Below are 25,774 nucleotides of genomic sequence, written 5' to 3'. Positions count from 1 at the left end.
CCGTGGCAGTCGATCATCGCATGCTGCCACCGCCGATTCCTCCCGCTTCATCCTTGAACCACGCCGCCCGATGAGCGGCGAATGAGGACTGTAATGAGCAAGACTAACGCTGACTTGATGGCCCGCCGTACCGCTGCTGTTCCACGGGGTGTTGGCCAGATTCACCCGATCTTCGCCGAGTCCGCGAAGAACGCGACCGTGACCGACGTTGAAGGTCGCGAGTTCATCGACTTCGCTGGCGGTATCGCCGTACTGAACACCGGCCACGTGCACCCGAAAATCATCGCCGCCGTGACCGAGCAGTTGAACAAGCTGACCCACACCTGCTTCCAGGTGCTGGCCTACGAGCCGTACGTCGAGCTGTGCGAGAAAATCAACGCGCGCGTACCGGGCGACTTCGCCAAGAAAACCCTGCTGGTGACCACCGGTTCCGAAGCCGTTGAAAACGCCGTGAAGATCGCCCGTGCCGCCACTGGCCGCGCTGGCGTGATCGCGTTCACCGGCGCTTACCACGGTCGCACCATGATGACCCTGGGCCTGACCGGTAAAGTCGTGCCTTACTCGGCCGGCATGGGCCTGATGCCAGGCGGCATCTTCCGTGCGCTGTACCCGAACGAACTGCACGGTGTGAGCATCGATGACTCGATCGCTTCCATCGAGCGCATCTTCAAGAACGACGCCGAGCCGAAAGACATCGCCGCGATCATCATCGAGCCTGTGCAGGGTGAAGGTGGTTTCTACGTCGCGCCGAAAGCATTCATGAAGCGTCTGCGTGCCCTGTGCGACCAGCACGGCATTCTGCTGATCGCTGACGAAGTGCAGACCGGCGCTGGCCGTACCGGCACGTTCTTCGCCATGGAACAGATGGGCGTTGCCGCCGACCTGACCACTTTCGCCAAATCCATCGCTGGTGGCTTCCCGCTGGCCGGTGTCTGCGGCAAGGCCGAATACATGGACGCCATCGCGCCAGGTGGCCTGGGCGGCACCTACGCGGGTAGCCCGATCGCTTGCGCCGCGGCCCTGGCCGTGATGGAAGTGTTCGAAGAAGAAAAACTGCTGGACCGCTGCAAGGCTGTCGGCGAGCGTCTGGTCACCGGCCTGAAAGCCATCCAGGCCAAATACCCGGTGATCGGCGAAGTCCGTGCCCTGGGCGCGATGATCGCGGTCGAACTGTTCGAAAACGGCGACAGCCACAAGCCAAACCCGACCGCCGTTGCGGCTGTCGTGGCCAAGGCGCGTGACAAGGGCCTGATCCTGCTGTCCTGCGGCACCTACGGCAACGTTCTGCGCGTCCTGGTACCGCTGACCTCGCCGGACGAGCAACTGGACAAAGGCCTGGCGATCATCGAAGAGTGTTTCTCGGAGCTGTAATCCGTAGTTCCGCGTGATCGGATCGACAAAAAACCCGCTTCGGCGGGTTTTTTCATGCCGGGGAAAACACCTGCGCGGTTTTCAGGTTGTACCGAAACGCCAGCATTGGCTAAGGTTCTAGCATTGCAAGGGAGAGCGAGCATGACGGCCGTCGATTTACCCGCTGTACCGAGAGTCCTGATTGCCGAGGCCGACCCGTGGTCTCGTGACCTGCTCAAACAAGTGTTGCTGAACGTGCGCTGCGATGCGCGGCTGGACCTGTGCGCCGATGGCCAGGAGGCAATGACGCTGCTCAGCGAAGTGCCCTATGACCTGGCGATCGTCGACTGGGAGTTGCCCGGCGTCGATGGCTTGAGCGTGTTGCGCAGTGTCCGTCAGCGCAAACGCAATCCGCCGCTGCCGTTCATTCTGATGAGCAGCCGCAATGACAGCGCCAGTGTGCGCGAAGCCTTGCCGCTGGCGCCGACTGCTTATCTTGCCAAACCCCTGAACATGGAAAGCCTGACCGAGCGTTTGCAGGGATTGCTGCTGAACGCCGGCGAAGAAGTGTTCTGCGAAGTACCGGCGCTGGCGCCGGGCATGACGCTGTCGGTGTTCCTCGAGCGCCGCCGCGAGCAGGCCGACGGCGCGCCGCTGATGACTGACGTGCAAGTGGCGGTCAAGCGCAGCCTCAATCCCAACGGGCTGGACCTGAAGCTGCTGGAAGAGGAAATCCGCACCGATCCGCAGATCACCGCCGTGTTGATCGCTGCCGCCAACAGCGCCGCCCAGCACCACGGTTCGCCCGTGCAGACCCTGGCGCAGGCGCTGCATCGCCTCGGTACCGGGCAAAGCATGAACCTGATCCTTGGCCTGGCACTCAAGCGCAGCGCTCGACTCAGTGATCCCGGCCTGGCCGACTACGCAGAGCGCTATTGGGACCTGTCGCTGCACACCGCCGAGTACGCCCGCACGCTGGCACGGCTGCTCGATCTGGATCAGGAACGTTGCTACTGCGCCGGAATGCTTCATCGCCTCGGCGATCTGGCGTTGCTGCGTTGTCTGCAGGAGTGGAAGCAGGCCGGCGGCGAGCTGGATGAGCTGGAGGAAATCGGCGATGCGCTGGCCGAATTCGGTGCGGCCTATGGTTCGGCGTTGCGTACTCGCTGGCGCCTGCCGCTGGAGTTGCGTGAGTTGATTGCCTCGGTCTACCAGCTCGGTGGCGGGGTGTATTCCCGCGAGGCGCTGGTGATGAACATGGCGGCGCAGATGGCGCGGCTGACCGAGCATGAGGGCGTCGAGGAACTGGCCAAGAGCCGTACGGCGCGGTTGCTCAAGATCGGCTTGCCGGAGCTGATGCGAATGCGCAAATAGCGGATTGATTGCGCATCCGCTCCGGAATCAGGCGGAAATGATCCGGTTCTTGCCCTGCCGCTTGGCCTCGTACATTGCCGCGTCCGCACGGGCGAACAGGGTGTCGAGGCTTTCGTCTTCCGGGGTGAGGCTGGTCAGGCCCTGGCTGACGGTGATGCCGAACGTTTGTTCACCGTGATTGAAGCTCAGCCGTTGTATTTCCCGTTGCAGCCGTTCGGCCACCTGCATGGCCATGTCCGGCGCGCAGCCCGGAAAAACTGCAGCGAATTCCTCACCGCCAATCCGTCCGAACAGGTCTCCCCGGCGCAAGGAGGCTCGCCCGCATTCGGCGATCCGTTGCAGCACGTTGTCGCCTTCGGGATGGCCGTACGTGTCGTTGATCACTTTGAAATCATCGATGTCCATCAGCAGGAACGCCATTTGCGCGCCTTGCAGGCGGGCTTGTGCAAACTCCCTATGGGCGCATTCGAAGAAGTGCCGGCGATTGCTGCTCTGGGTCAGCACGTCGGTGGTGGCCAGGCGTTGCAGCTCGGTTTCCATTTGCTTCTTGTCGGTGATGTCTTCGGCGATGCCGACGATGATCACCGGTTGCCCCGGTTCGTCCTGCCGGTTGATGAAGCACTTGTCGCTGATCCAGCGCACCTGGTTGTCGGCGGCGATGATCCGGTATTCGCGGTCCTCCACGGCGCCTTTGTGCAGCACTTCGGCGAGGCTGCGTTCGGCGTATTCCAGATCGTCCGGGTAGATGCTGTCGCGCCACTGGTTGTAATCGGCCAGCAACAGGGCGGCGGAGCGGCCGAAGATCCGTTCGTAGGCAGGGCTGACGTACAGCACCTGACGGGTTTCCCAGTTGAAGGCCCAAAGCACGGCGTTGACGCTGACCAGCAGCGAGCTGAACAGTTGCTCGCGTTCGCTCAGGCGGGCGACTTCGCCCTGGGCGTGCATCAATGCCATCAGGGTTTGCGCGGCCTCGGGCCACTGGGGAGGGGATAAGTCTTTTTGATTGTTGTTGACCATCGACACGAATCTCAAAGGGCGTGCCGATCAATCGACAACGGCCACGGGAAAACCCGCCGGGGGTGGCGAAGTGTCTTTGAGATAGGGGATCGAGGGTGAAGTTCCGAAGGGTGCGCCCGGGAAACGGGCGCACCGATCAACGGCACTCAGACGGCGACAGGGCGCAGCGAGTAGGTTTTCAACTGGTCAGCGAATTCACGCAGAGACTGGATGCCACTGGCCTCGGCCTCGTGTACCCACTCCTTGATGGCGGCGAGCATGTCGTGGCCATTTGCGCTGGTCTTGACCCAGATCTGCTGCAGGGCCAGACGTTTCTCGTAGATTACCTTCAGCGCCTGGCTGTGCTCGAGCATGTTCTGGATGCGCGCGTGGTGGCGATCTTCCAGCAGGCTGGTTTCCCGCGAGAGCAGGCGTTTGGCCCGGTGGAACTGGTGGCGTACCGAATGATCGACCTTGGCCAGTTCCTGTTTGACCAGCGGGCCGATCACCAGCTTGCGGTACTGGGCCATGATCTGGAAGCGGTTGTTGAGGATCGCCATGGCGGTGTCCATGTCCAGACTGCCCTTGCCTTCGACGCGGTGGGCGATCGGCGCGACCCGCTGGACCTTGGCCAGACGCAGGAAACTGAACACCTGGATCCAGGCCCAACCGAGGTCGAACTCCCATTTCTTGACCGACAGCTTGGCCGAATTGGGATAGGTGTGATGGTTGTTGTGCAGTTCTTCGCCGCCGATCAGGATGCCCCACGGCACCAGATTGGTCGCCGCGTCGCGGCACTCGAAGTTGCGGTAGCCGACGGCATGGCCGAGGCCGTTGACCACGCCGGCCGCCCAGACCGGGATCCACATCATCTGGATCGCCCAGATGGTGATGCCGATGGTGCCGAACAGCAGCAGGTCGACGACGGCCATGATCGCCACGCCCAGCAGCCGGTAGCGGCTGTAGAGGTTGCGCTCGATCCAGTCTTCGGGGCAGTTCTTGCCGTAGATGCGCAGGGTTTCCGGGTTCTGCGCTTCTTCGCGGTACAGCTCGGCGCCTTTGCGCAGGACGGTGGACAGACCCTTGACGACCGGACTGTGCGGGTCGTCTTCGGTTTCGCATTTGGCGTGGTGTTTGCGGTGGATGGCGGTCCACTCGCGGGTGTTCTGCGCCGTGGTCAGCCACAGCCAGAAACGGAAGAAATGCTTCAGGCCGGCATTCAGCTCCAGGGAGCGATGGGCCGAGTAGCGGTGCAAGTAGACCGTGACGGCAACAATCGTCACGTGGGTCATCACCAGGGTGACGGCGACCAGCGACCAGGCCGACAAGCCAAGAAAACCTTCGTACCACATAGGCTATAGGGCCCTCGATAAAGAAAAAACAGCCGTTGCATTATCACCAAGCACACAGATAAAACCAGTCGCCCTTTCAGATAAGAGATGGCTGGATGTTTCTTGACCTATAATCCCGACATTTTTGTAGGGACATGGACGGCCGAATGTCTGCCACTTACCGCGATGCCTTGCGTGCAGCGCTGCTTTACCTGGTCCTTGCGGTGGTCTGGCTGCAAGGCACTGGTTATTTATTGAACAGTTTCTTCGATAACTCTGACGAACTGCTGCGCTGGCAACGGATCAACGGCTATGCCTTTGTGGCACTCAGTGCCGGGTTGATCTTCCTGGCCCGGGCGCGCCTGTTTGAATGCCTGGGCATCGGTGCCCGATTGCGTGAACGCCAGGCGGATCGCGAACGCCTGCGTCAGGCCGCTGCGGTTTTCGATTGCACCCGCGAAGGCGTGCTGGTCACGAACCGACAGGGGCTGATCGTGCACGTCAATCGCGCCTTCATGGAAATCACCGGCTATCAGCGCGACGAAGTGATTGGCCAGCAGCCCAGCCTGTTCAAGTCCGGGCACCATCCGCCGGGTTTTTATCAGGCGATGTTCGCCACGTTGCAGGCGCAGGATGAATGGAGCGGTGAGATCTGGAACCGGCGCAAGAGCGGCGAAATCTACCCACAGTGGCAGACGATCCGGGTGATTCGCGACGATGACAGTCGGCTCAGCCACTATGTGGCGGTGTTTTCCGATATCAGCGCGATCAAGGATTCCGAGCACGAACTCAAGCACCTGGCCCACCACGATCCGCTGACCGACCTGCCCAACCGCCTGCTGTTCAGCGACCGCGCCGAGCAGGCGCTGGCATCGGCGCAGACCCACAAGCGTGGTTGCGCGCTGCTGCTGATCGATCTGGACCACTTCAAACTGATCAACGACAGCCTCGGCCACACCATCGGTGACCGTTTGCTCAAGGCCGTCGCGGCGCGTTTGCACGCGTTGTTCGGGCCGGGCATCACCCTGGCGCGGCTGGGCGGCGATGAGTTCGCGGTCCTGCTGGAAAGTTGTCCGCAACCGGCGCAGGCGGCGGCATTGGCTCAGCGCATCATCGATGCACTTAAAGAGCCGTTCTGCCTCGACGGCCATGAACTGTTCATCAACGCCAGCCTCGGCATCAGCCTGTTCCCCAGCGATGCACTGAGCGCCGAACAGCTGTTGCGCAACGCCGATGCGGCGCTGTTCAAGGCCAAGAGCAGTGGCCGCAACGGTTACGCGCTGTACACCGAAGAACTCACGGCTCATGCCCAGCAGCGGGTCGAGATCGCTTTTGAACTGCGCCGAGCGCTGGAGCAGCAGGAGTTGCGGGTCTACTACCAACCGGTGCATGACCTGAAAACCAGTCGCCTGATCGGCGTCGAGGCGCTGGTACGCTGGGAGCACCCGCAGCGGGGCCTGGTGTCGCCGGCGGAGTTCATCCCGATTGCCGAGCGCACCGGGCTGATCTCGGAAATCGACGCCTGGGTCATGCAGCAGGCCTGCCGGCAGATGTGCCAATGGCAGCAGGCTGGCGTGGTGCTGTCGTTTGTCGCGGTGAACGTGTCGTCACGGTTGTTTGCCCGCCGTGAGTTGTATCAACAGGTGGCGCAGGTGCTGCACGACACCGGCCTGGATCCGGCCTATCTGGAACTGGAGGTCACCGAAAGCGCGGTGATGGACGATCCGGAAGTCGCGCTGGAACAGATGCATCGTCTGCGCGAGCTGGGGATACGTCTGGCTATCGATGACTTCGGCACCGGGTATTCGTCGCTGCTGCGGCTCAAACGCCTGCCGGTACAGAAGCTCAAGATCGATCAGGGTTTCGTCGCCGGGCTGCCGTGGGACGAGGACGATGCGGCGATCGTCCGTGTGATCATCGCCCTGGCCCGCAGCATGGGCATGCAGGTGCATGCCGAGGGCATCGAGCAGGTGGAACAGGCCGCGTTCCTGCTGGAGCAGGCCTGTGATCTGGGCCAGGGCTACTGGTTTGGGCGGCCGGTTCCGCAAGCACAAATCGACTGGAACCGGGCGCCCTTGATCGGTTGATGGCGGCGTACGGCGGGTTTGCCGACGGGCAAGTCCGCCGCAAACCCTTGCTGCGTCACATAATGTTTTCCGGTTATATAAACATTCTTAAATAGTCTTTTTAAGAATATCTGTGCCTCTCTTATATTGCTCCCACGCCGAACGCAGTGCCGCCCACTGCCAGGCATATCTCATACAAAGGAGCAGCACCATGAGCGCATCCCTGCGTAGCGTCGAGGGTCAGGACGAAAGCACCATTCTGCGCGAAATCCAGAGCGCCTTGCGCGACCTGCGTTTCGGCGCGGTGGAAATCACTGTGCATAACGCCCAAGTGGTCCAGATCGAACGCAAAGAGAAATTCCGCCTGCAGCAACCGGGCAACAAACCGAGCTGATTCGCAGTCTGCGGCAGTTCCTGCGGGGGTTGTCGGCAGAAGCTGCCACAGGCTGCGGTCGTTGAACGAGCAACCCGATGCCAGCAATCCATAAGAAAAAGCCACCACCAAGAATTCCAGGAGCTTTCACCATGTCGTCGATTCGCCGTTACGCTTTGGCCGCCCTGGCCAGCGCTGTGTTTGCCGGTTCCGCGGTTGCCAAGGATTACGAACTGCTCAATGTGTCGTATGACCCGACGCGTGAGCTGTATCAGGATTACAACGCCGAGTTCGTGAAGTACTGGCAGTCGGAGCACGCTGGCGACACCGTGAAAATCCAGCAATCCCATGGCGGTTCGGGCAAGCAGGGCCGTGCGGTGATCGACGGTCTGCGCGCCGATGTCGTGACCCTGGCCCTGGCCGGCGACATCGACGAAATCGCCAGGCTCGGCAAGACCTTGCCGGCCGACTGGCAGAAGCGTCTGCCGGACGCCAGCACCCCGTACACCTCGACCATCGTGTTCCTGGTACGCAAGGGCAACCCGAAAGGCATCAAGGACTGGGGCGATCTGATCAAGAATGACGTCTCGGTGATCACTCCGAACCCGAAAACCTCCGGCGGTGCACGCTGGAACTTCCTCGCGGCGTGGGCCTACGGCCTGAAAGCCAACGGCGGCAACGAAGCCAAAGCCAAGGAATACGTACAAACCCTGTTCAAACACGTACCGGTTCTGGATACCGGCGCCCGTGGCTCGACCATCACCTTCGTCAACAACGGTCAGGGTGACGTGCTGCTGGCCTGGGAAAACGAAGCGTTTCTGGCGCTGAAGGAAGACGGCGGCAAGGACAAGTTCGACATCGTCGTGCCTTCGCTGTCGATCCTCGCCGAACCACCCGTGGCCGTGGTCGACAAGAACGCCGAGAAGAAGGGTAACGCGCAGATCGCCGAAGCCTACCTCAAGCACCTGTACAGCCCGGCCGGCCAGGAAATCGCGGCGAAGAACTTCTACCGTCCGCGTGACAAGGACGTGGCGGCCAAATACGCCCAGCAGTTTCCTAAACTGGAACTGGTGACCATCGACAAGGACTTCGGTGGCTGGAAAACCGCGCAGCCGAAATTCTTCAACGACGGTGGCGTGTTCGACCAGATCTATCAGGCGCAGTAAGTTTCAATAGCCTAAAACGAGCCCCGGATTTATTTTCGGGGCTTTGCGCGTTCTCAAACCAAGGACTTTTATGTCGCGTCGTATCTCCCCCGTCATACCCGGCTTCGGGCTGACGCTGGGCTACACCTTGGTGTACCTCAGCCTGATTGTGCTAATCCCGCTGGCGGCGATGTTCGTCCACGCCGCCCAACTCACCTGGGATCAGTTCTGGACGATCATCTCCGCGCCCCGCGTGCTCGCCGCACTGAAGCTGAGCTTCGGCACCGCGCTGTGCGCCGCGATCATCAACGGCATCATCGGCACGTTGCTGGCCTGGGTGCTGGTGCGCTACACGTTCCCGGGACGCAAGGTGATCGACGCGATGATCGATCTGCCGTTCGCCCTGCCGACCGCCGTGGCCGGTATTGCGCTGACGGCGCTGTACACGCCGACCGGGCTGGTCGGGCAGTTCGCCGCCGACCTCGGTTTCAAGATCGCCTACACCCCGCTCGGGATCACGTTGGCGCTGACCTTCGTGACCCTGCCGTTCGTGGTGCGCACGGTGCAGCCGGTGCTGGCCGACATCCCCCGTGAAGTCGAAGAAGCGGCTGCGTGCCTCGGTGCCAAGCCGTTGCAGGTGTTCCGTCACATTCTGCTGCCGGCGCTGTTGCCGGCCTGGCTGACCGGTTTTGCCCTGGCATTCGCCCGGGGCGTCGGCGAGTACGGTTCGGTGATTTTCATCGCCGGCAACATGCCGATGAAAACCGAGATCCTGCCGCTGCTGATCATGGTCAAGCTCGACCAATACGACTACACCGGCGCTACCTCCATCGGCGTGCTGATGCTGGTGGTTTCCTTCGTCCTGTTGCTGCTGATCAACTTGTTGCAGCGGCGCATCGAAACCCCTTAAGGAGGCGCGAACCATGTCCCAATCGTCTATTGCGGCCGCTTCCTCGGCCAACGCCGCCCGCCGTGGCAGCGCCACTTCGCGCAGACTCCTGATCGGCCTCGGCTGGCTGATTTTCTTCCTGTTTCTGCTGCTGCCGCTGTTCATCGTGGTGTCGCAGGGCTTGAAGAACGGCCTCGGTGCGTTCTTCACCGCGATCTTTGAACCGGATGCCTTGTCGGCCCTGAAACTCACCGTGATTGCGGTGCTGATTTCGGTGCCGCTGAACCTGGTGTTCGGCGTCAGCGCCGCGTGGTGCGTGAGCAAATACTCGTTCCGCGGCAAGAGCATGCTGGTGACGCTGATCGACCTGCCGTTTTCGGTGTCGCCGGTGATCGCCGGTCTGGTCTACGTGTTGATGTTCGGCGCCCAGGGCCTGTTCGGGCCGTGGCTGCAGGATCACGACATCCAGATTGTCTTCGCCCTGCCGGGCATCGTGCTGGCGACGATCTTCGTCACCGTGCCGTTCGTGGCCCGTGAGCTGATCCCGCTGATGCAGGAGCAAGGCACTCAGGAAGAGGAAGCCGCGCGTCTGCTCGGCGCCAATGGCTGGCAGATGTTCTGGCACGTGACCGTCCCCAACATCAAATGGGGCCTGATCTATGGCGTGGTGCTGTGTACCGCGCGGGCCATGGGTGAGTTCGGTGCGGTGTCGGTGGTTTCCGGGCACATTCGCGGGGTGACCAACACCTTGCCGCTGCACGTCGAGATCCTCTACAACGAATACAACCACGTGGCCGCGTTCGCGGTGGCGAGCCTGTTGCTGATCCTGGCGCTCTTCATCCTGCTGCTCAAGCAGTGGAGCGAAAACCGTATCAACCGCCTGCGCGCCAGCGCCGCGGAGGAATAATTCATGTCGATCGAAGTGCGTAACGTCAGCAAGAATTTCAATGCGTTCAAGGCGCTGGACAACATCAGCCTGGACATCCACAGCGGTGAACTGGTGGCGCTGCTCGGCCCGTCCGGCTGCGGCAAGACCACCCTGCTGCGCATCATTGCCGGTCTGGAAACCCCGGATAACGGCAACATCGTGTTCCACGGCGAGGACGTGTCCGGCCACGACGTGCGGGATCGCAACGTCGGTTTCGTGTTCCAGCACTACGCCCTGTTCCGCCACATGACCGTGTTTGACAACGTCGCGTTCGGCCTGCGCATGAAGCCGAAAAACCAGCGCCCGAACGAAAGCCAGATCGCGACCAAGGTTCACGAGCTGCTGAACATGGTGCAACTGGACTGGCTGTCGGATCGTTATCCGGAGCAACTGTCCGGCGGCCAGCGTCAGCGTATCGCTCTGGCCCGTGCGCTGGCGGTAGAGCCGAAAGTGCTGCTGCTCGACGAGCCGTTTGGCGCCCTCGACGCCAAGGTGCGTAAAGAGCTGCGCCGCTGGCTGGCGCGCCTGCACGAAGACATCAACCTGACCTCGGTGTTCGTGACCCACGACCAGGAAGAGGCGATGGAAGTGGCCGACCGTATCGTGGTGATGAACAAGGGTGTCATCGAGCAGATCGGCTCACCGGGCGATGTCTACGAAAATCCGGCCAGCGATTTCGTCTATCACTTCCTCGGCGATTCGAACCGTCTGCATCTGGGCGATGACAATCACGTGCTGTTCCGTCCGCATGAAGTGTCGCTGTCGCGGCATGAACTGGAGGATCACCACGCTGCCGAAGTCCGCGATATCCGGCCGCTGGGCGCGACCACGCGGGTGACGTTGAAGGTTGAGGGGCAGGCTGATCTGATCGAGGCGGAAGTGGTGAAAGACCACGACAGCCTGACCGGGTTGGCCAAGGGTGAGACGTTGTTCTTCAAGCCGAAGGTCTGGCAGAAAGTCGCCAACGTTTGATCTCACGCGTTCTCACGCTCCGCGTCCACGGTGACGCGGAGCTTCACGGGATGCATTCCCACGCAGAGCGTGGGAACGAGCGAGCCGGGCAGTGGTTCAGACAGCCGCGCGATTCGGATTGACCCGCACCACACCTGCCCGCGCCTCGATCTGCTCTTTCAGCTCATGCCGCATCCCGAGCATGAACGCCAGTTCGGCCACCACAAACAGCGGCCCGACGATCAACCCGCTCAAGTCATCGACAAACGCCGGTTTGCGCCCTTCATAGTGATGGCCGACAAACTGGATCACCCAGCCGATCACGAACATCGCCAGACCTGCGCTCAGCCAGACCAGGGTGCTCTGCTGCGCCAGCACATGCCCGGCCCAGACCGACAAGCCCATCAGTACCGTCATCAAAACCCCGAGCTTCAGTTCCAGACGCAGGTAAAACCCCGCCGAAGCAAGGGCGACGATCACCGCCGGGGAAATCCACAACCCGCCCACCGACCCTTCCGGCCGCGACAACAGCACGGCCACCGCCACCACAATCAGCGGAATCCCGATAAAGTGGCTGGCGATGTTGCGCGGGTCACGGTGGTAAGCGGCGTATTGACTCAAATGATCGACGAGGCTTTTCATTGTTGTTCCTCCTGTAGGGTGATCGAATCATGCCCCGGGTTCACGGCTCGCTCTGTCAGGCAGGCGACAATCTTTCGGAGAACGCATGGATAAGGTCTGGCGCGAGCGCCTGCTGACCGGGCAATGGTTCAGTCATCTGCCCTCGTCCTTTCAGGATAGTCTGCTGGCGGCGGCCAAGGAGCGGCGGCTGGCGGCGGGGCAGCGGCTGTTCCAGCGCGGCGATGCGCCGTGCGGCCTGTACGCGGTGCTCGACGGCGCAGTGCGCATCGGCGCAGTCAGCGAGCAGGGCAAGGAGGCGTTGCTGAGTCTGGTGGAGGCACCGCACTGGTTTGGCGAAATCTGCCTGTTCGACGGCCAGCCCCGCACCCATGATGCCTACGCGGTCGGGCCCTGCACGCTGCTGAACATTCCCCAGGCCACGCTGCTGAAACTGCTCGACGAGCAACCCGTCTACTGGCGGCATCTCGCGCTGTTGATGAGCCACAAACTGCGCCTGACCTTTATCAACCTCGAACAGCTGAGCCTGCTGCCGGCCCCGGCGCGTCTGGCCCATCGTCTGCTGATGATCGCCGAAGGCTACGGCGAACTGGACCCGCCGCGCCGAGTGCTGCAACTGCCTCAGGAACAGCTGGCGTCGATGCTGTCGCTGTCGCGGCAGACCACCAACCAGATCCTCAAGGAGTTGCAGGGGCAGGGGATTATCGGCTTGAGTTATGGCGAGATCGAAATCCTCGACGCTGCACGACTGCGCGCGCTGGCGACCCTCTGAAGAACACGGGTTTCCCTGTGGGAGCGGGCTTGCCCGCTCCCACATTGGATCGATGTTGTTTCTACGAACCGCGATAAGTGGAGAAGCCGTACGGGCTGAGCAGCAGCGGAATGTGATAGTGCTGATCCGTCTGCTTCACTTTAAAAATCACTGGAATCTCTGGAAAGAATGTCTCGTGCTTCGCCTTCTCGAAGTACTCACCGGTCTTGAACACCACCCGATATTCACCCGCCTCGAACGGTTTGTTCGCCGGGAACAGTTCGGCAATCCGCCCCTGTTCATTGGTGGTGCCCTGCGCCAGCGACTGCCAGTCCTGGCCCACGTGGCGTTCCAGCGTCACGTTGATGCCCGGTGACGGCAGGCCGTTTTCCAGATTGAGCACGTGAACGCTCAGCGGGTTGCCGGCAGCCAGCGCCAGGCTCGAAAAAGCGCTCAGGCCGAGCGCGGCGAAAGTCATGCGCAGTGGGGTCATGGAGATGCTCCTGGGTTCAAGTACGGTTGATGGACAGGCCGACGATGTCGGCAGCCTTGATCGCGCAGTTTTCGTCCTGCTCGCCGCCGCCGGAACCGGCCACGCCCATGGCGCCGACCAGTTCCTTGCCGGCAAACAACGGGATGCCGCCGCCGAGCAACAGCAATTCATCGAGGGTGTTGAGGTTGGCGGTTTCCGGGTTGCTGCGGGCGCGCTCGGCGAACAATCGGGTCGGGGTTTTCGTCGATAGCGCGGTGTAGGCCTTGCGTTGGCTGGCGACGGTGTTGTGCGGGCCGATACCGTCGCCGCGCAAGGTCACCAGCAGGTTGCCGCCACGGTCGAGCACCGACACCGTGCCAGTGCAGTGTTGCAGCGCCGTGTCGGCCAGCAGCCGTGCGGTTTTCAGATCGAGATCGGCGTGACGGGGCAGCTCAGGCGCGGCGATTGCGGCAGTGCCGAAGCTGATTGCCAGGCTGGCGATCAAGTATTTAGCAAACATGGACAGGCTCCATAAGCGAAGGCCACCACCTTATCCGCCGGTCCCCGTCGAAACCTCGTCAGTCGGATTACAAGTTTGTAATGGGCAACGGCGCCGAAGGGGCCTAGCCTGTGTCTCTGATCAAGCGAGGTGTGCCATGCGTTTGCTGGTCGTAGAAGATGAAGCCAAAACCGCGAACTTCATCGCCAAAGGGCTGGGCGAGTCCGGTTTTGCCGTGGATGTAGCACTCAATGGTCTCGACGGGCGCTACTTTATTGAGCAGCAGGCATATGACCTGATCATCCTCGACGTGATGCTGCCGGGCCTCAACGGCTGGCAATTGCTCCAGCTAATCCGCCAGCGCGGCGCCACGCCGGTGCTGTTCCTGACGGCGAAGGACGCCATCGAAGACCGCGTGCGCGGCCTCGAACTGGGGGCCGATGACTATTTGCTCAAGCCGTTCGCCTTCGCCGAATTGCTCGCGCGGGTGCGCACGTTGTTGCGGCGCGGGCCGCTGCGCGAGGCCGAGTCGTACAACATCGCCGATCTGGAAATCGACGTACTGCGCCGTCGGGTCAGCCGTGGCGGCCAGCGCATCGCCCTGACCAACAAGGAGTTCGCCCTGCTGCATCTGCTCGCCAGTCGTCAGGGCGAAGTGCTGTCGCGCACGCTGATTGCTTCGCAGGTGTGGAACCTGAATTTCGACAGCGACACCAACATGGTCGAAGTCGCGGTGCGCCGGCTGCGTTCGAAAGTCGATGATCCGTACATGCCGAAGCTGATCCACACCGTGCGCGGGGTCGGCTATCAACTCGAAGCGCCCGACGATGCGCACTAGATCCATCGCCTGGCGCCTGGCCCTGGCGTTCGCCGCCGTCTGCGCGTTGGTGCTCAGCGTGATTGGCGTGTTCCTGTATCGCTCGCTGGCCTCGGAAATCGCCTGGCGCGACGACATGGCCTTGCTCGGTCGCCTGGAACAGGTGCGCGCGTTGCTCGCCGACAGCGACAGCCTCGGCGCCTTGCAGGCCCGGCCACGGCTGTACCAGAACATGCTCGGCAACCTCGACAGTTTGCTGCTGGTGCAGCGCGCGGACGGCTCGAATGTGATCACGATCAACCCTCGCCAACGTGCATTGCCACCCGTGCAGGCCATCCCCCGGGATCAACCGCCGCAACGCCGCGATGTGTTGACCTGGCAGGCGGCGGACGGTGTCGAGCTGGCCCTGTTGTCGGGTCAGGCCCAGGGCCCGAACGGTGAATCACTGACCGTGATCGCCGGCAAAGTGCTGAGCGAGCGTGAACAAATGCTCGGCAGCTATCGCCTGCGCTTGTATCTGGTCGTCGGCCTGGGCGCCGTGCTCGCCTTCACGTTGGGCCTGGTGCTGTTGCGCCGTGGTTTGCGACCTCTGCGCAAGCTGAGTGAAGCGCTGCGCGGCATCGACCTGCGCAGCCTCGACCAACGGGTTCCTACCGCCGGCACGCCAGCGGAATTGCTGGAGCCGGTGCTCGCGCTGAATGGCATGCTCGGGCGGCTGGACGACGGCTTCCAGCGCCTCTCACAGTTTTCCGCCGACCTCGCCCACGAAATCCGCACGCCCCTGCACACGCTGCTCGCCAGCAACGGACAGGCTCTGAATCATCCACGCAGCAGTGCGGAGTATCAGGAGGTGCTGGCGTCGAACATGGACGAGTTCGAACGGCTCAAGCGCATGGCCGAGAACCTGATGTTCCTGGCTCGCGCAGAGCAGGCTGAACGGGCACTCGATCTGCGCACGCTGAAGTTGCACGACATCGGCGATGAGTTGTGCGACTACTTCGAAGCCCTGGCCGATGACCGGGGAATCCGCCTCGAAAACACGTTCAGCGGAGAGTTGCTGGCGGATCAGCAACTGCTGCAACGCGCCTTGGGCAACCTGTTGGCCAACGCCGTGCGCCATGCCGATGCCGGTTCGGTCATCCGCCTGCGCCGGCGCGATGAACCAGGCCTGTGCTGGCTGCAAGTCCACAACGTCGGCCCGGTCATCGCGGATGAGCACCTGGGCAAACTGTTCGACCGCTTCTACCGCGTCGACCCGTCCCGCGCGGAACCGGGAGACTCCGGCGGATTGGGACTGGCAATCGTGCAGTCGATCATGCAATTACATGGGGGGCGGGTGCGGGTCAGCAGTGGTGCAACGGGTACGGTTTTTGAGCTTGGATTTGCAGCGATCTGAATGGCTTCTTCGCGGGCAAGCCCGCTCCCACAGTAGTCGAGGTGTGACGCGGATTTCTGTACGCCCCAATCCTTGTGGGAGCGGGCTTGCCCGCGAAGAGGCTGGTCGATTCAGTACAAATTCCAGCCCCTTCAGCGCAACTGATCCCGAAACTGCCCCGGCGTCATCCCGGTCCAGCGTTTGAACGCCCGACTGAAGCTGCTGGTGTCGGCAAATCCCAGCAGGTAACTGACCTCACTCAGCGAGCATTGCGGATCGCGCAGGTGCAGCAGTGCGAGGTTTTCGCGGCTTTCATTCAATAACGTATCGAAGCGACAACCCTCGTCCGCCAGATGCCGTTGCAGGCTGCGCAGGCTCAGGTGCAGGGCCTGGGCGATGCGTTCGGCGCTGGGTTCGCCTTCGGGCAGTTGTTCTTCGATGGCGTCACGCACCTTGCGCTCCCAGGTCAGGGGCTTGAGCTGGGCCAGAGTGCGCTTGAGTACCGCTTCGTTGTGCTCGGCCAGTTCCGGGTTCGCGTCGTCGAGGTGGCTGTCGAAGTCGGTGAGGGCGAATTCGATGCGGTCCTCTTCGGCGGAAAAATGCACCGGCGAACGGAACACCTTGTGCCATTGATGCGCATCGGTCGGTTCCGGGCGACGTAGATACACCGCCAGCGGCGCGTAGTCGCGGCCCAGGCGATTGCGGCAGGTGCGCACGTAGATCGCGGCGAAGGCGTCGATGGCTTCGAAGGCGGGCGCCGGGTTGGCGGTGGGGATTTTCAGGCGAAAGCGGTAGCGGTCCTCAGTGCGGGTCAGCTCCAGTTCCAGCGCGTCGCTGACCACCTGGTGATAACGCACGATCCGCTCGAACACTTCCCGCAGGCTGCCGCTGGCCACTAACGCATAGCCCAGCGCGTGAAAGGTCGTGGGGCTGACGAACCGCGACACCCGCAAGCCGATCGCCGGATCGCCGCTCACCTGTACCGCGATTTCCCACAGGCGGGTGGTCGCGGACAACGGATAGCGGGCATTCGGGTCGTCCATCAGTTGCGGATCGAGCCCGGCCTGCTGGCACAGGGCAGTGCTGTCCAGCCCCAGCGCGTCGAGTTGCTTGCGCAGGGCACGGGTCCAGCTGGCGAGAGAAGTCGGTTCCTTCATGCTGATTGGCGCTTCCGGTCAACAGGTTGGCGTTCTCGGCTACCGCGTCCGGATCCTGCGCGGGGCAGGATGCGAACATCAATAACCAGAGGATGGAAGCATGGACCGTACTTCTGCAAGTCCCCAGCGACACAATGCTGCCCAGCGATCAGCGCATATTCGCGAAGTGGTGCTGGCCAAAGGCGTCGAGCTGCGCGAGCGCTACCCGATTCTCCAGCATCAGGACGCCCTCGGCGCGGGGATTTTGGCGTTTGCCCTGGCCGGGATGATCGGTTCGGCGGCGCTCTATATCACCGGGCACATGGCCTGGTGGGCGTGCCTGTTGCTCAACGCGTTTTTCGCTTCGCTGACCCACGAACTCGAACACGACCTGATCCACAGCATGTATTTCCGCAAACAGCGCGTGCCGCACAACCTGATGATGGGGCTGGTATGGCTGGCGCGGCCGAGCACGATCAACCCGTGGATTCGCCGTCATTTGCACCTCAATCATCACAAGGTGTCCGGCACCGAAGCCGACATGGAAGAACGGGCGATCACCAACGGCGAGCCCTGGGGTTTTGCGCGGTTGCTGATGGTCGGGGACAACGTGATGTCGGCGTTCATCCGCATGCTGCGGGCCAAGACCTGGGCGCACAAGTTCAGCATCATCAAACGCACGCTGAAGGTGTACGCACCGTTGGCGCTAGTGCATTGGGGCGCGTGGTATGTGTTTCTCGGGTTCCATGCCGCCAACGGGATCGCCTACCTGATGGGCTCGCCGATTGAATGGTCAGCGACCACACTGGCGGTGATGCAGGTCATCGATATCGCCGCCGTGGTGATCATTGGCCCGAACGTGTTGCGCACCTTTTGCCTGCACTTCATCAGTTCGAACATGCATTACTACGGGGATGTGGAACCGGGTAATGTCCTTCAGCAGTGCCAGGTGTTGAACCCGTGGTGGCTGTGGCCGTTGCAGGCGTTCTGCTTCAACTTCGGCAGCAGTCACGGGATTCATCATTTTGTGGTGAAGGAGCCGTTTTACATTCGCCAGTTGACGGTACCGGTGGCGCATAAGGTGATGCGGGAGATGGGCGTCAGGTTCAATGATTTCGGGACGTTCGGGCGGGCGAACCGGTTTGTTCGCAAGGAAGAAGTCCAGCAGAAAGAAGTGCAGACGGCTCAGGCTTGAAGGTATCCGAGGCTATTGCCGGCCAACCGGCGATAGCGTTGCGTCAGCTACCCTCAATCCGGCTGAAACGGCGACTCGCTTAGAATCACCCCGGTCTCCTCCACATACCGCTGCCAATGCTCGATCAGCGCTTCAAGCTTGTGCGGCTGACTCGACGCCAGGTCATGAATTTCCCCCGGATCACTGCCCAGATCATAAAGCTGCCAGGTCGCCGGCCCCACCGGGCCCGGGATCCACACCGCCTTCCACTGCCCCTGCCGAATCGCCCGGCGCCCGAACAATTCCCAGCCGGTGACGGTGTGCTCGTCATGCACCTGCGCCGTCTCGCCGGACAGGAAACCCAGCCACGATTTACCGCGCAACGGCGCCACCGGGTTGCCGTGCCACTGCTTGCCCGGATGGCGCACGCCGGCCAGATCGAGGATGGTCGGCGTGATGTCCATCACCGTGCCGAAACCATGGCTGATCTGCCCCTTCAGCGGCAGTTGCGGATAGTGCAGCAGCGCCGGAACGCGAATCCCGCCTTCGGTGGTGAAAGCCTTGAACAGGCGTGAAGGCGCAGTCGCCACCTGCGCCCAGTTCGGCCCGTACCAGACATAGGAATTGGCGCGGCCGATGTTGTCGAGGCTGTTGTCGTAATGCTGGCTCAGATACGTCATCAGCTCCGGACCGAATTTCGGGAAGGCTTCCAGCAGCGCGCCTTCGGCACCGTTGTCGGACATGAACAGGATGAAGGTGTTGTCGAGCTGGCCCTGCTGGCGCAGGTAATCGACGACGCGGCCGATGTTCCAGTCCATGCGCTCGACCATCGCGGCGTAGACCTCCATGGCCCGGGCGGAAATGCGTTTTTGCTCATCGCTCAGCGCTGCCCATTGCGCGGTCAGCTGGATCAGCGGATGCGGTTCGACATCCGGCTCGATCAGCCCCAGCGACTTAAGCTTTTCCAGACGCTCGAGGCGCAGCACTTCCGGCCCTGCGTCATAACGGCCACGGTATTTTTCGACGATATCGGCGGGCGCCTGCAACGGCCAGTGCGGCGCTGAAAACGGCAGGTAAGCGAAGAACGGCCGGCTCTGGTCGCGCTCCTTGAGGTACTGCAACAGCTTGTCGCCGAAGGCGTCGGAGGAATAGAAATCCTTGGGCAACTCGGCGATGAACCTGTCGTCCTCGATGTACAGCGCCGGGGTGGATTTCAGCAGACCGGGCGTGTGCTCATCGTAGGTCGGTTCGAACCCGTAGTGATTCGCCGCGCCAGGCAGCAGCGAGAACGAACGCTCGAAACCACGGGCGTGGGGCGCCAGTTCGGCGGTCAGGCCCAGGTGCCATTTGCCGCTCATCAAGGTCTGGTAACCGGCCTCGCGCAGCAACTCCGGCAACGCGACGACGCGGTCGTTGAGGTAACCCTCGTAACCCGGTTTGCCGATCAGCTCCGGGGTCAGCGCTTCGGCCATGGTGCCGATGCCGGCGATGTGGTGATCGGTGCCGGTGAGCAGCATCGAGCGGGTTGGCGAGCAGGTCGGTGCGGTGTGAAAATCGGTCAGGCGCAGGCCGTTGTTGGCCAGGGCATCGAGGTTCGGCGTGGCGATTTCGCCGCCGAACGCGCCGATGTCGGAGAAGCCCAGGTCATCGGCCAGAATCACCAGAAAGTTGGGACGTTGCGGCATCGACAGGCTCCTGTTCAGCAGGCAATGAACGACAGCGGCAGATCGCGGATCTGCACCGGTGCGCTCGGTTGGTAATGGTCGTCATGGGTCAGTTCGTGCAGCAGTTCTTCGCGCAACTGATGGAAGTCGAAACTGCTGCGTTGGCGCGGATGGGGCAGGGCGATGTCCACCACCTGTTTGATCCGGCCGGGGCGCGGTTCCATCACCACCACGCGGTCGGCGAGGAAAATCGCTTCCTCGACATCGTGGGTGACCAGAATCGTGGTGATTTTCGCCCGTTCGCGAATCGCCAGCAGTTCGTCCTGCATCTGCTGGCGGGTCAGGGCATCGAGGGCGCCAAAGGGTTCGTCGAGCAGCAGGATCCGTGGGCTTGCTACCAGTCCGCGAGCAATCGCCACGCGCTGGGCCATGCCGCCGGAGAGTTGATGCGGGTAGGCGCGGGTGAAGTCGCGCAGGCCTACCAGTTCGATGAAGTCGTTGGTGCGTTGCTGCTTTTCAGCGGCACTCAGCGGCTCGTTGACCAGGCCCAGACCGATGTTGTCGGCCACCGTCAGCCACGGGAACAAACGATGTTCCTGAAACACGATGCCACGCTCGCCGCCGATGCCGCTGACGGCTTTGCCATCGACGCTGATCTGCCCGCGAAATTGCGTGTCGAGGCCTACCAGCAAACGCAGCAAGGTGGATTTGCCGCAGCCGCTGGAGCCGACGATGGCGACAAACTCGCCCTCGGCGATGTCGAGGTTGAATTCGCGAATCGCCTCCAGTTCGAAGCCGTCGACGTCGAAGGATTTGCCTACATGGTTGAAGCTGACAATCGGTGCGTTCATGCGTGTCTCCAGCGGGTGGCGCGGATTTCAAGGCGTTGGCCAATGAGGTTGAGCAGGGCGCCGGTGAGGCCGACCAGCAGCATCCCGGCCATGATCAGGTCCATGCGCAGCAGTTGTTGGGCGCCGATCATCTGGCTGCCGATGCCGCCGTTGGACGGCATGAAATATTCGGCGCCGATGGTGCCGAGCCAGGCGTAGATCAGGCTCAGACGCAGGCCGGCGAAAATCCCCGGTGCAGCGCCCGGCAACACCAATCGACGCAGGCGCTGGCCGAGGCTCAGCCGCAGGACCTTCGCGGCTTCGTTGAGCTGTGGTGAGAGGTTGGCGACGCTGCGTTGAGTCGCGACAAACAATGGAAAGAACGCGGCGAGGGCGACGAACACCCACTTGGCCAGTTCGCCCAGGCCGAACCAGGCGGTGAGCAGCGGCACCCAGGCGAAAATCGCAATCTGGCGCAGGGCGGCGAGGGTCGGGCCGAGTACGCGTTCGCTGGTGCGCGACAGACCCAGCAGCAAACCCAGCACGAGGCCGAGGCCGCCGCCAATCAACAGGCCGCCGAGGGTGCGGCCCAGGCTCAGGGCCATGCCCGAAATCAACGTGCCGTCGAGCAATCCGTTTTTCGTCGCCTCAAGCACCACCCACGGGCTGACCAGAATGTTGGCATCGATCCATTGCTGGTCGACCGCCAGTTGCCACAGGGCAAACAGCGCCAGTGGCAGCAGCCACGGCTGTACGCGCTGCCAGCCTTCGTAGCGCGGGCCGCGACGAATTTCCGCCGTGGCCGGGTGCGGCCAGTGCACCAGTTTCCTGTCCAGCAGACCGATGCCGCGATCCATCGCCACGCCGATCAGGCCGATTACGACGATGCACACGAAGACGATGTCGAGCATGAACAGCTGACGCGCCCAGACCATCAGGTAACCGATGCCTTCGCTGGAGGCCAGCAGCTCCACCGCGAGCAATGAAGTCCAGCCAGCGGCGAGTGCCAGACGCACGCCGGCCATGAACGCCGGCAGGGCGGCGGGCAGTACCAGTCGGCGGATCAACAGGCGTGGCGGCAGGCGCAACACGGCGGCGGCTTCACGCAGTTTCGGTTGCGCATCGCGCACGCCGACCAGCGTGTGCAGGGTCACCGGCACCACGATGGCCTTGATCAGCACCACCAGTTTCAGCGTTTCGCCGATGCCGAAAAACACCATGAACAGCGGAATCCACGCCAGCGTCGGCACCTGGGCCAGGCCGGCGAAGGTCGGGAAGATCAAGCGTTCAAGGCGACGGCTGAAGCCCAGCGCCGCACCGAGCACCGCGCCGGCGGTAACGCCTGCCAGCAGTCCCCAGAACAACCGTTGCAGGCTGATCCACAAGTGACTCCATAACTCGCCCTGAGACAACTCGATCGCGCTGTTCCACACCAGTGACGGCGCCGGCAGGATCTGTTCGCTCATCCATTGATTGCGCGCCGCCAGCCACCACAGGGCGAACAGGGTGAGGGGCAACAGCCACGGCAGCAGGCGCTGGCCAAGGCTTGGCCATGAGCGCCGTGCTTTCAGCGGTGGTGCGGGCAGCGGCAGGCTGAGCAGGGATTGTCGGGCCATGGGTGACCTCCGTTGTCGGGTTGCAGGCAGGCCTGCCTTCATGGAAGTGCGGTATGCAAATTAGATATATAAAACTTCAATTCAATGCTATTGGGAGATAAGCCAGACCATTTAAGGCCTCCAGCCCATGCGCATCCAATGCATTCGGAGAATATTTTTGATGCTCTGCATGCATATCGATCTACAGGTCCTTCGGACTATGGCTTAGCGTTAAAAGCTATAAAAATGTGCTTTTTAAGTATTTAAACGCTAATGCGGAATGTGCCTACTTTCGGCTCCTCAATGCCCGTCGTAATCAGGAGCCGTACCCATGAACATTCCTTTCAAACGTGTCATCAGTCTGTTTGCCGTGCCGGCGCTGGCGGGGCTGCTGGCGTTTTCTGCCCAGGCCGACGAGCTCAAGGAAATCAGGATTGCCGTGCCTGATCTGAGCGCCGGTACCCAGCACAGCGGCGGGGGCATCGTGGACGTGTTGCGCGATCAACAGATCTTCGAAAAAGCCTTCGCCGATCAGGGCATCAAGATTCAGTGGAGTTTCTTCAAGGGCGCTGGACCTGTGATCAACGAAGCGTTCGCCAACGGCCAGGTTGACCTGGCCTATCTCGGAGATCTGGCGGCCATCATCGGCAAATCCAACGGACTGGATACGCGCCTGCTCAGCGCCAGTGCCCGCGGTGTAAAGCAATACCTGGGCGTGGTGCCGGGTTCGGGGATCAAGACGTTGCAGGATCTCAAGGGCAAGCGCGTGGCGATCTTCCGCGGCACTGCTACCCAATTGTCGTTCGATGCGGCGCTGGCCAGCGTGGGCTTGAGCGAGAAGGATGTGAAAGTCATCAACCTCGATTTCAACGCAGCAGTTGCTGCGCTGGCGGCGAAGCAGATTGATGCGTCATGGGGCAGCTCCGGGCTGACCGCGTTGCAGGCCAAAGGCCTGGCCGAGTTGCCGCTTAACACCAAAGACCTAGGCGGCGCCGGCAGTGTGCAGTCGGTGCTGGTGGGCACCGGCAAGTTTGTCGACGGGCATCCGCAAGCCGTGGCGAAACTGCTCAAGGCGCAGCAGCAGGCGGTGGAGTGGTTGACGCAGGACAGCAACAAGGACGCCTATGTGCAGCTTGTGTCGGGGCTGGCGAGCTATCCATCGGTGATCCTCACCCAGGATCTGAAGGATCAGAACCTGAGTGAAGTATTCCCGTCGACACTGGATCCGCTGTTCCTTCAGAACCTGCAGGGCAAGGTCGATCTGGCGGCGCAGCAGAAGCTGATTCGCAAGCCGTTCAAGGTGAACGAGTGGGTGGCGCCTGAGCTGGCGGCTGCGAAGCTCTGAGTCATGCGGTCATTCCCGCGCCGAGCGTGGGAATGACCCTCAAACCGCGACGCCGATCTGCTGTTTATCCACCGCCACCAGCGTCTCGATCATCGCCCGCGCCGCCGGTGACAGCCGGAATCCCGTGCGACTCACAATCCCGCACCGCGCATTCATGCTTTCCAGGTTCTGCGGCAGATTGCGCCAGTGCAGCGGTGCCAGCGAGCCCTGGGCGATATCTTCGACAAACGCCTCTTCGGTGCCCACGCCGATTGCGTTGGATTGCAGCACCACTTTCACCAGCGCCGGAAAATGCTCGGTCTCGATGGTCGGTGAGAAATCGATCCGTCCGCTGAGATTCGCCAGCAGTTTGCGAATGCCTGGCGGGATCAGCGTGGTCGCCAGCGGGTAGTCGAACATGTCGTTGGTCGACAAGCTTTCCTTGGCCAGCAGCGGATGCCCCGGCCGACAGAAAAACACCCCGCGTTTGGGCGTCAGCGGCTGGGTCTGGAAATTCGGGTCGGATTCGAAATGGCGAATGTCGGCGATAAAGAATTCGATCTCCTCGCGGCTCAGGGCGCGGCTGAGCTTTTCCCAGTTATCCACCTGAAAGCAGGTGCGCACTTTCGGGTGCGCATTGATGAATTGCGCCACCGCGTCCGGCACCAGTTTCACCGCCGGCGCCGGGCCGCAACCGAAGTGCAGTTCGCCGGCATCGAGCTTGGTCATCTGCGTCACTTCGGCGCTGAGCAATGCCGCGCCCTGCACCAGCGTCAGGGCGTGTTGCAGCACCACCTGGCCCTCGGGAGTGGGGCGCAGATCCTTGTTGCCGCGATCCACCAGCACGCAGCCGAACTCCTGCTCCAGCCCTTGAATGCTGCGGCTGAACGCCGGTTGAGTGATGCCCATGGCGTCGGCCGCGCGGACAAAACTGCGGTGTTCGTTGAGGGCGATGAAGTAGCGCAACTGGCGAAGATCCATATGCTTTTCCGGCATCCTAAAAATAGCTCGAAGGCATTTGCGACGAGGTTGCTTGAGGTTTTAAATGCAAGCTCTTATTCCGTCAACGAAGCATGTAGATATCTATTAGATGTAAATGGAATATAGATAGAGCGTTGTTTCGCTGCCGTCCAACCGCAAGCAGTCGATGAGGGTCTACCCATGAGCAATGCCGCACTCGCTGTAAAACCCGCTGTCCACGCGCTGGACATTCATCCGGTGGCCGGTCGTATCGGCGCCGAAATCCGTGGCGTGCAGCTGTCCGGTGAGCTGGATGCCGCGACGGTTGAAGCCATTCAACAGGCGCTGATCCTGTACAAGGTGGTGTTCTTTCGCGAGCAGACCCAGCTCGACGATCAGCGTCAGGAAGCCTTTGCGCATCTGCTCGGCGAGCCGGTGGCGCACCCGACCGTGCCGTCCCGCGAGGGCACTCGTTATCTGCTGGAACTGGACGGCGCCGAAGGGCAGCGCGCCAACTCCTGGCACACCGACGTCACCTTCGTCGATGCCTACCCGAAGGCCTCGATCCTGCGTTCGGTGGTGGCCCCGGCGTTCGGTGGCGATACGCTGTGGGCGAACACCGCGACGGCGTACAACGAACTGCCGACCGAGCTGCGCGAACTGGCGGACAAACTGGTGGCCGTCCACAGCAACGAATACGACTACGCCGCCGTGAAGCCGGACGTATCGGCGGAGAAGCTTGAGCGCTATCGCAAGATTTTCACCTCGACCGTCTACGAGACCGAGCACCCGGTGGTCCGGGTACACCCGATCAGCGGCGAAAAGAGCTTGCTGCTGGGGCATTTCGTCAAGCGCATCAAGGGTTATTCCCAGGCTGATTCGGCGCACCTGTTCGGCTTGTTGCAGAGCCATGTGATTCGCCAGGAGAACGTCGTGCGCTGGCGCTGGAAGGCCGGTGATGTGGCGATCTGGGATAACCGTTCGACGCAGCATTATGCGATTGATGACTACGGCACTCAGGATCGGGTGGTGCGTCGGGTGACGCTCAGAGGGGAAGTGCCGGTCGGGGCGAATGGGCAGCGTAGTCAGACCATCAAAGGCGCTGAAATCGTCGGCGTCTGATCGGGCCTCACCG

The 25,774-nt window shown here is 62.0% G+C and carries 24 protein-coding genes; 14 read left to right on the top strand and 10 right to left on the bottom strand.

Features of this window, described 5'->3' with window-relative positions; all coding sequences use genetic code 11:
- Positions 1-93: 93 nt before the first annotated feature.
- Both gabT and L6D81_RS18690 read left to right on the top strand, forming a co-directional pair.
- On the top strand, positions 94-1,371 hold the full coding sequence (gene gabT / locus L6D81_RS18695) for a 4-aminobutyrate--2-oxoglutarate transaminase (RefSeq protein ID WP_236181400.1): 1,278 nt from the start codon (positions 94-96) through the stop codon (positions 1,369-1,371).
- 141 nt (positions 1,372-1,512) lie between these two features.
- Entirely contained in the window at positions 1,513-2,724 is a 1,212-nt protein-coding gene (locus tag L6D81_RS18690; RefSeq protein WP_236181399.1) for a response regulator, read from the top strand.
- Positions 2,725-2,751: 27 nt separating this feature from the next.
- Here the strand turns inward: L6D81_RS18690 and L6D81_RS18685 are convergent, their stop codons facing one another.
- Positions 2,752-3,741, bottom strand: coding sequence for a GGDEF domain-containing protein (locus L6D81_RS18685; RefSeq protein ID WP_236181398.1), 990 nt, complete (start codon positions 3,739-3,741; stop codon positions 2,752-2,754).
- Positions 3,742-3,887: 146 nt separating this feature from the next.
- Positions 3,888-5,072, bottom strand: coding sequence for a delta-9 fatty acid desaturase DesA (desA, locus tag L6D81_RS18680; RefSeq protein ID WP_197870232.1), 1,185 nt, complete (start codon positions 5,070-5,072; stop codon positions 3,888-3,890).
- 146 nt (positions 5,073-5,218) lie between these two features.
- Here desA and dibA point away from each other — a divergent pair, with 146 nt between their 5' ends.
- From dibA to L6D81_RS18650, 6 genes are all read left to right on the top strand, one after another.
- The gene (gene dibA / locus L6D81_RS18675) at positions 5,219-7,138 is read left to right on the top strand and encodes a phosphodiesterase DibA (RefSeq protein WP_236181397.1); all 1,920 of its coding nucleotides are present in this window, start codon (positions 5,219-5,221) and stop codon (positions 7,136-7,138) included.
- 190 nt (positions 7,139-7,328) lie between these two features.
- Positions 7,329-7,511: a sulfur starvation response protein OscA gene (gene oscA, locus L6D81_RS18670; protein WP_236181396.1), complete on the top strand. Its 183-nt coding sequence runs from the start codon at positions 7,329-7,331 to the stop codon at positions 7,509-7,511.
- Positions 7,512-7,642: 131 nt separating this feature from the next.
- Positions 7,643-8,656 carry a sulfate ABC transporter substrate-binding protein gene (locus L6D81_RS18665; RefSeq protein ID WP_236181395.1) on the top strand — a complete coding sequence of 338 codons (1,014 nt, stop codon included), beginning with the start codon at positions 7,643-7,645 and terminating at the stop codon, positions 8,654-8,656.
- A 70-nt stretch (positions 8,657-8,726) separates the two neighbouring features.
- Positions 8,727-9,545 carry a sulfate ABC transporter permease subunit CysT gene (gene cysT / locus L6D81_RS18660; protein ID WP_007952818.1) on the top strand — a complete coding sequence of 273 codons (819 nt, stop codon included), beginning with the start codon at positions 8,727-8,729 and terminating at the stop codon, positions 9,543-9,545.
- Between the two features lie 13 nt (positions 9,546-9,558).
- Positions 9,559-10,431 carry a sulfate ABC transporter permease subunit CysW gene (gene cysW, locus L6D81_RS18655; RefSeq protein WP_236181394.1) on the top strand — a complete coding sequence of 291 codons (873 nt, stop codon included), beginning with the start codon at positions 9,559-9,561 and terminating at the stop codon, positions 10,429-10,431.
- 3 nt (positions 10,432-10,434) lie between these two features.
- Positions 10,435-11,424: a sulfate/molybdate ABC transporter ATP-binding protein gene (locus tag L6D81_RS18650; RefSeq protein ID WP_074689378.1), complete on the top strand. Its 990-nt coding sequence runs from the start codon at positions 10,435-10,437 to the stop codon at positions 11,422-11,424.
- A gap of 96 nt (positions 11,425-11,520) precedes the next feature.
- Here the strand turns inward: L6D81_RS18650 and L6D81_RS18645 are convergent, their stop codons facing one another.
- Complete coding sequence (locus tag L6D81_RS18645; RefSeq protein WP_236181393.1) at positions 11,521-12,045, bottom strand: Mpo1 family 2-hydroxy fatty acid dioxygenase; 525 nt, start codon at positions 12,043-12,045, stop codon at positions 11,521-11,523.
- An 85-nt stretch (positions 12,046-12,130) separates the two neighbouring features.
- Between L6D81_RS18645 and L6D81_RS18640 the strand changes: the two genes are divergently transcribed.
- A complete protein-coding gene (locus L6D81_RS18640) occupies positions 12,131-12,814 on the top strand; it encodes a Crp/Fnr family transcriptional regulator (protein ID WP_108559033.1) in 684 nt (227 codons plus the stop codon).
- A 61-nt stretch (positions 12,815-12,875) separates the two neighbouring features.
- On the opposite strand, the gene uraH is transcribed toward L6D81_RS18640, so the two are convergent.
- Together uraH and L6D81_RS18630 are read right to left on the bottom strand one after the other, a co-directional pair.
- Positions 12,876-13,286, bottom strand: a complete 411-nt coding sequence (gene uraH / locus L6D81_RS18635; RefSeq protein WP_236181392.1) for a hydroxyisourate hydrolase — start codon at positions 13,284-13,286, stop codon at positions 12,876-12,878.
- Positions 13,287-13,302: 16 nt separating this feature from the next.
- Positions 13,303-13,785 carry a GlcG/HbpS family heme-binding protein gene (locus L6D81_RS18630; RefSeq protein ID WP_236181391.1) on the bottom strand — a complete coding sequence of 161 codons (483 nt, stop codon included), beginning with the start codon at positions 13,783-13,785 and terminating at the stop codon, positions 13,303-13,305.
- A 136-nt stretch (positions 13,786-13,921) separates the two neighbouring features.
- Between L6D81_RS18630 and L6D81_RS18625 the strand changes: the two genes are divergently transcribed.
- Together L6D81_RS18625 and L6D81_RS18620 are read left to right on the top strand one after the other, a co-directional pair.
- Positions 13,922-14,602 carry a heavy metal response regulator transcription factor gene (locus L6D81_RS18625; RefSeq protein ID WP_236181390.1) on the top strand — a complete coding sequence of 227 codons (681 nt, stop codon included), beginning with the start codon at positions 13,922-13,924 and terminating at the stop codon, positions 14,600-14,602.
- A complete protein-coding gene (locus L6D81_RS18620; protein ID WP_236181389.1) occupies positions 14,592-15,977 on the top strand; it encodes a heavy metal sensor histidine kinase in 1,386 nt (461 codons plus the stop codon). The genes L6D81_RS18625 and L6D81_RS18620 overlap by 11 nt, the downstream gene beginning before the upstream one ends.
- A 131-nt stretch (positions 15,978-16,108) precedes the next feature.
- Here L6D81_RS18620 and L6D81_RS18615 read toward each other — a convergent pair whose 3' ends face one another.
- Entirely contained in the window at positions 16,109-17,113 is a 1,005-nt protein-coding gene (locus tag L6D81_RS18615) for an AraC family transcriptional regulator (RefSeq protein WP_236181388.1), read from the bottom strand.
- Positions 17,114-17,213: 100 nt separating this feature from the next.
- Here L6D81_RS18615 and L6D81_RS18610 point away from each other — a divergent pair, with 100 nt between their 5' ends.
- A complete protein-coding gene (locus L6D81_RS18610; RefSeq protein WP_236181387.1) occupies positions 17,214-18,287 on the top strand; it encodes a fatty acid desaturase in 1,074 nt (357 codons plus the stop codon).
- Between the two features lie 53 nt (positions 18,288-18,340).
- On the opposite strand, the gene L6D81_RS18605 is transcribed toward L6D81_RS18610, so the two are convergent.
- The 3 genes from L6D81_RS18605 to L6D81_RS18595 are packed head-to-tail and all read right to left on the bottom strand — an operon-like array spanning position 18,341 to position 22,376.
- Positions 18,341-19,951, bottom strand: a complete 1,611-nt coding sequence (locus L6D81_RS18605) for an arylsulfatase (RefSeq protein ID WP_236181386.1) — start codon at positions 19,949-19,951, stop codon at positions 18,341-18,343.
- A gap of 14 nt (positions 19,952-19,965) precedes the next feature.
- Positions 19,966-20,781, bottom strand: coding sequence for an ABC transporter ATP-binding protein (locus tag L6D81_RS18600; protein WP_236181385.1), 816 nt, complete (start codon positions 20,779-20,781; stop codon positions 19,966-19,968).
- Entirely contained in the window at positions 20,778-22,376 is a 1,599-nt protein-coding gene (locus L6D81_RS18595; RefSeq protein ID WP_236181384.1) for an ABC transporter permease, read from the bottom strand. Before L6D81_RS18595 ends, L6D81_RS18600 begins: the two co-directional genes overlap by 4 nt.
- A gap of 310 nt (positions 22,377-22,686) precedes the next feature.
- Between L6D81_RS18595 and L6D81_RS18590 the strand changes: the two genes are divergently transcribed.
- Positions 22,687-23,700: an ABC transporter substrate-binding protein gene (locus L6D81_RS18590; protein WP_236181383.1), complete on the top strand. Its 1,014-nt coding sequence runs from the start codon at positions 22,687-22,689 to the stop codon at positions 23,698-23,700.
- A gap of 39 nt (positions 23,701-23,739) precedes the next feature.
- Here L6D81_RS18590 and L6D81_RS18585 read toward each other — a convergent pair whose 3' ends face one another.
- Complete coding sequence (locus tag L6D81_RS18585) at positions 23,740-24,660, bottom strand: LysR family transcriptional regulator (RefSeq protein ID WP_236181382.1); 921 nt, start codon at positions 24,658-24,660, stop codon at positions 23,740-23,742.
- Positions 24,661-24,840: 180 nt separating this feature from the next.
- Here L6D81_RS18585 and L6D81_RS18580 point away from each other — a divergent pair, with 180 nt between their 5' ends.
- On the top strand, positions 24,841-25,761 hold the full coding sequence (locus tag L6D81_RS18580; protein WP_236181381.1) for a TauD/TfdA dioxygenase family protein: 921 nt from the start codon (positions 24,841-24,843) through the stop codon (positions 25,759-25,761).
- The last annotated feature ends 13 nt before the right edge of the window (positions 25,762-25,774 follow it).

This window comes from Pseudomonas sputi (assembly GCF_021603585.1).
Classification (GTDB): Bacteria; Pseudomonadota; Gammaproteobacteria; order Pseudomonadales; family Pseudomonadaceae; genus Aquipseudomonas; species Aquipseudomonas sputi.
The sequence above is the reverse complement of the archived record's forward strand: the minus strand, read 5'-3'. Positions and strand labels throughout refer to the sequence as shown.